Below are 2,892 nucleotides of genomic sequence, written 5' to 3' on the forward strand. Positions count from 1 at the left end.
ATGAATCAGAAATGGAATAAAAAGGACATTTCTGTAGGAAAAAAAGAGCTGCGCACCGCTGAATTTAATCAGCTAGTGCGACAGCCCCTTTTTTTGTGCCCTTAACGCACGAAAATCTCTAGTTGTAATTTTCTCAGCTGACCGCTTTTGATATTTTCAGCATCCCGGATTTCACCAGCACCGGCCGCAGTACATTATACAGCACTCCCACCAGCACAACCGACACAACCGCATTGACAAATGTGGTCGCCGCGCTCCACTTGGCAAGCACCTCCGCCATCTCCTGCGGCTGTCCTAAAATGTACATCTTATAGAAATATCCGACAATCGGATCAGCCACTACATTGAAGGCCAGACCGGCAATTGCCGCGATCGTGCTCCATTTGGCAATATATTTCTTATCCGTACTCTCATTGATCTTCGCATAATTGTGAGCCACCAGCCCTACAATCAATCCGATACAGAATTTCAGGATAAATGTCTTTGGCGCCCCCACGATATAAATCGGATCCAGAATGTCCGCAACCGTCATACCGACTGCCCCTGCAAGACCACCGTACACCCCACCAAGCAATAATGCACCAAGCACACAGAATGCATTTCCTATGTGCAGAGACGTTGCATCCCCTCCCGGCATCGGTATCTTAATCTGTAAAAATGTGAACGACACAAAACACAATGCCGCCAAAAGCGCTGTCTGCGCCAGCTTTACTACCGTCTGATTTCTCTGTTCCATAATCTGTTCCCTCTTCCCATTGTTTTGTTTATATTCCTCACAGCATCTTTTCTGATTATCTGCTCGGCTCATGTGCTATATTAGCACCAATATGGCTTTTTCAAAACTTCCAGTTATACAGTTTTCAACCATGCCAGTTCATCAACTGGTGGGTGGCACGAATAGGGACAGGTTAGAATGCAATTGGGGACGTAGTAAAATGTCATTTTACTACGTCCCCAATTGCATTCTAACCTGTCCCTATTTTTTATTTCTGGTTCGCCGGTTCTATGGCGATTGTTTTTCCTTTGATCTTTGCGTGCTTCATGGCTTCGAGAACATCTTTCGCATATTCTCTCGGCACTTCCACGAACGTATACTTGTCGAACATATCGATGGAACCGATCAGCTTGCCCGGCATGCCGCTCTCGCCTGCGAGAGCGCCTACAATATCTCCCGGCTTTGCTTTGTTCTTTTTCCCGATATTGACAAAGAGACGTACCATGCCCGGTTCTTCCGCTCCGGTATCCCCAAAGATTGCTTCTTCCTGAACTGTTTCCTCATCCTTCATACCTGTGCACATCTGCAGGAAGGCCGCCGCCATATCCATGGCTGTGTAGTCGGAATCGTTGAGCTTTGCCTCTATAGAGCGGAGCACTGCCGTCAAATCCTCATTCTCGATGATGCGGTCAACATCCTCCAGGATATTCTCTATCTTCGTGCTTGCAACGTCGTCCAGAGACGGAACGTTCTGTGCATAAATCTTTGTCTTGCAGTATCTCTGAATCTCTTTTAATTTGTATACTTCTTTTCCAGATACAAAAGAGAAAGAACGACCGACACGTCCGGCACGTCCGGTTCTTCCGATTCGATGTACATAGTACTCATCATCCTGTGGAAGATCGTAGTTGAACACCGCCTCGATGTCATCTACATCAATTCCGCGGGCCGCTACATCGGTTGCCACAAGGATGTCTGTCTTTCCCGTACGGAACCCCTGCATCACGCGGTCACGCTGTACCTGCTTCATGTCTCCGTGAAGTCCGGCTGCAAAGTATCCACGTCCGAGCAGTCCGTTTACCAGAATGTCAACCTGCTTCTTTGTGTTGCAGAATACAACCGAAAGCTTCGGTGTGTAAATGTCCAGCAGACGGGACAGAACTTCTTCTTTGTTCTTCGGACGCACATCGTAGTAAAACTGTTCGATGTTCGGAACGGTCAGTTCCTTCTTTACAACCTTGATCACCTTGGCATTCTTCTGGAATTTTTTCGTGATGTCCATGATGGCCTTTGGCATGGTTGCCGAGAACAATACGGTCTGTCTGTCTTCCGGCACGCCCTCTAAAATGGTTTCAATGTCTTCACGGAATCCCATGTTGAGCATCTCATCCGCCTCGTCCAGAACGATGGTGTGTACATCGTCCATCTTCACGGTCTTGCGGCGCATATGATCCATAAAACGTCCCGGTGTTCCGATGACCAATTGTGTTCCGCTCTTCAGAGAACGGATCTGTTTCACGATCTCCTGTCCGCCGTAAATTGGCAGAACCTTGATGCCATGCATATAATGTGCAAGATTACGGATTTCCTCCGCAACCTGGATTGCCAGTTCTCTGGTCGGGCAGAGAATCACGCCCTGCAGATTTTTGTTCTTCGGATCGATCTTCTGTAATAACGGAATACCGAATGCCGCTGTCTTTCCTGTTCCGGTCTGAGCCTGACCGATGATGTCCAGTCCGTTCATCTCTTCCGGTATGGCCTGCGCCTGTATTGGTGATGCTTCTTCAAATCCCATCTTCTTTACTGCTTTTAATATCTCGGGACATAAACCTAATTCTTCAAATTTAATTGCTTCCATATAACTCCTTCTTGTTTGTATGGGCAACTGTCATCCTGCTTTCTTAGGTCTAGCCTGAAAAAGAGATCTTCACTTCTACGCAGTGGGTAAACAACAGATAAGTGACGGGTAACATATGCCCAAAATAATACCCTTTGCCTGTTGCCAAGCAAAGGGTAATTCGCTACGAATACAGACTTAATCATAACAGTAATGTTTTGTATTGTCAATCAAAACTGAATAAATTCAGCGTTGAGGAATAAATTTAATTGTGTCTATCCCTCATCTACTGTGTATGTTTTTTAGCACTTTATCCACATTTTCCTTGTTAACGCCTTTT

The 2,892-nt window shown here is 46.2% G+C and carries 2 protein-coding genes; both read right to left on the minus strand.

Annotation, left to right across the window (positions count from 1 at the left end; all coding sequences use genetic code 11):
• Positions 1-133 precede the first annotated feature (133 nt).
• A complete protein-coding gene (locus BUB85_RS20655; protein ID WP_073113348.1) occupies positions 134-736 on the minus strand; it encodes an ECF transporter S component in 603 nt (200 codons plus the stop codon).
• 247 nt (positions 737-983) lie between these two features.
• The gene (locus tag BUB85_RS20660; RefSeq protein ID WP_073113347.1) at positions 984-2,573 is read right to left on the minus strand and encodes a DEAD/DEAH box helicase; all 1,590 of its coding nucleotides are present in this window, start codon (positions 2,571-2,573) and stop codon (positions 984-986) included.
• Positions 2,574-2,892 lie beyond the last annotated feature (319 nt).

This window comes from Hespellia stercorisuis DSM 15480 (genome assembly GCF_900142165.1).
In the GTDB taxonomy this organism is placed as follows: Bacteria; Bacillota; Clostridia; order Lachnospirales; family Lachnospiraceae; genus Hespellia; species Hespellia stercorisuis.